This is a genomic window from Mesorhizobium sp. M1A.F.Ca.IN.020.06.1.1, from assembly GCF_004023265.1.
GTDB lineage: Bacteria > Pseudomonadota > Alphaproteobacteria > Rhizobiales > Rhizobiaceae > Mesorhizobium.
In genome coordinates this window covers 1-2,550 of record NZ_RZSR01000872.1, presented here as the reverse complement: position 1 = coordinate 2,550, position 2,550 = coordinate 1, and the positions used below count along the sequence as shown (strand labels likewise).

Below are 2,550 nucleotides of genomic sequence, written 5' to 3'. Positions count from 1 at the left end.
GATCAGGTAACCGGAGACAAAACGCGCTGCGATGCCGAGGTTGCGCAGGATCTGCACCAGCAGCCAGCTCGAATCTCGGCACGAGCCTTTGCCGGCGGCCAGCGTCTCCTCCGGCGAATAGACGCCGGTCTCCATGCGCACGATATAAGCGATTTCGCGCTGCAGCCGCGCGTTGAGGCCGACCAGGAAGTTGACCGTGTTTGTCGGACTGCGGTCGATGGTTTTCAGGAAGGCCGACAGCAACGGGCCGGCCGGCTCGGGCGTGCGGTATATAGCGAGGTCTTGCCTGATCTCTTCCGGGTACTCGAACGGGAAATTCTCGGCTGATTCCTCGACGAAGAAATCGAACGGATTATAGACCGTCATATCGGCGACTAGATCGACTTGGATCTTCAGTTCCGTCACCGGCTCCGGGAAGACGAAGCGGGCGAGGAAGTTGCCGTACGGGTCCTGCTGCAGGTTGACGAAATGGTTCTTCGGCTCGACCTTCAGCGAATGGCTGAGCACCTTGGTGCGCGAATGCGGCGCCGGGTGCAGCCTGATCACCTGAGGGCCGAGAACGACCGGCCGGTCGTATTTGTAATGGGTCAGGTGGTGGACGGCTGCCAGAATTGCCATGGTGCCCCGGGGAACGGCGTTTCAATCGCCGAACCCTGACATAAGTGCTGGGCATTCTCCAAGCAGAGATGTTGCGCTGCACCTAATTTAAGCAGCGTTGCCAGCTTAGAAAAACGCCTGAAGCCCCGTCTGCGCCCTACCCAGTATCAGCGCATGCACGTCATGCGTGCCCTCATAGGTGTTGACCGTCTCCAGGTTCTGGGCATGACGCATCACGTGATAGCCGATCTGGATGCCGTTGCCGCCATGCATGTCGCGAGCCTGGCGGGCGATGTCGAGCGCCTTGCCGCAATTGTTGCGCTTGACGATCGAAATCATCTCCGGCGCCATCTTGCCCTCGTCCATCAGCCGGCCGACGCGCAGCGAACCCTGCAGGCCGAGCGCGATCTCGGTCTGCATGTCGGCGAGCTTCTTCTGGAAGAGCTGCGTGCCGGCGAGCGGCTTGCCGAACTGCTTGCGGTCGAGGCCGTACTGCCGCGCGCGGTGCCAGCAATCCTCGGCCGCGCCCATGGCGCCCCACGAGATGCCGTAGCGCGCGCGGTTGAGACAGCCGAAGGGTCCCTTCAGGCCCGAGACATTGGGCAGCAGCGCCTCCTCGCCGACCTCGACGCCTTCCATCACAACCTCGCCGGTGATTGAGGCTCGCAGCGAAAGCTTGCCGCCGATCTTCGGCGCCGACAGCCCCTTCAGGCCCTTTTCCAGCACGAAGCCGCGGATCTGGTTGTCATGCGCGGCCGACTTTGCCCAGACGACGAAGACGTCGGCGATCGGCGCGTTGGAAATCCACATCTTGGAGCCGGAAAGCCTGTAGCCGTTCGCCGTCTTCTCGGCCCGTGTCTTCATGCCGCCCGGATCGGAGCCGGCATCCGGCTCGGTGAGGCCGAAGCAGCCGATCCATTCGCCGGAGGCGAGCTTCGGCAGGTACTTCTTGCGCTGCTCTTCCGAGCCGTAGGCATGGATCGGATACATGACCAGCGACGACTGCACGCTCATCATTGAGCGGTAGCCGGAATCGATGCGTTCGACTTCGCGCGCCACCAGCCCGTAGGTGACGTAATTGGCGCCGAGCCCGCCATATTCCTCTGGAATGGTGATGCCGAGCAGGCCCGCCTCGCCCATCTCGCGGAAGATCGAGGGATCGGTTTTCTCATCGGCATAGGCTTCCTCGATGCGGGGCGCCAGCTTGTCGGCGGCGAACGCCGCTGCGCCGTCGCGCACCATCCGCTCGTCTTCGGAAAGCTGGTCCTCGATCAGGAAGGGATCGTTCCAGACGAAGGCGTTCTTCTCGGCGGCCATGAGGTGGGTCTCCCGGTAAAATCTTGGATGGTCCGGCTTATCCGCCTCCATCTGGAAAAAATCAAACGAAATTGCATCAAGCATCAATGAGCGATAGTAATAGATCATGAACGTCCAGCGCCGCCTCTTGCCAAACATCAGCGCGCTTGCCGCCTTCGAGGCGGTGGCGCGTCTCGGCTCCTTCACCGCCGCGGCCCGCGAGCTCGATCTCACGCAAGGTGCCGTCAGCCGGCAGATCAATCTGCTGGAAGAGCAGTTCGGGCGCCGGCTTTTCGAACGCGACAGCCGCAATGTCAGGCTGTCCACGGCGGGCGAAATCTACGCCGGCGCGGTGCGCTCAGCACTCGCGCAGTTGCGCGATGCGGCGCTTGGATTGATGAGCAATCGGCATAGCGGTGTTCTCAACCTTGCCATCCTGCCGACCTTCGGCACGCGCTGGCTGATGCCGCTCATTCCGGATTTCGTCGCCCGTCATCCGGACATCACGATCAATTTCGCCACGCGCATTGGCCGCTTCGACTTCGCGCGCGAGCGGCTCGACGCCGCAATCCACCACGGCATGCCTGATTGGCCGGACGCTGATTGCACGCTTTTGATGCGCGAGACCGTGATGCCGGTCGCCGCGCCCGAATTCCT

At 62.4% G+C, this 2,550-nt stretch carries 3 protein-coding genes; 1 reads left to right on the top strand and 2 read right to left on the bottom strand.

The features are described from left to right. Together EOA60_RS28315 and EOA60_RS28310 are read right to left on the bottom strand one after the other, a co-directional pair. Window positions 1-618: transglutaminase family protein (locus EOA60_RS28315; RefSeq protein ID WP_164899599.1), on the bottom strand; the 618-nt coding region annotated here is incomplete at its 3' end. A gap of 105 nt (window positions 619-723) precedes the next feature. Beyond that, entirely contained in the window at window positions 724-1,914 is a 1,191-nt protein-coding gene (locus EOA60_RS28310; RefSeq protein ID WP_067002729.1) for an acyl-CoA dehydrogenase, read from the bottom strand. A 106-nt stretch (window positions 1,915-2,020) separates the two neighbouring features. Here EOA60_RS28310 and EOA60_RS28305 point away from each other — a divergent pair. Further along, window positions 2,021-2,550, top strand: a 530-nt coding sequence (locus EOA60_RS28305) for a LysR family transcriptional regulator (protein ID WP_128312261.1), incomplete at its 3' end; no start/stop codon positions are given.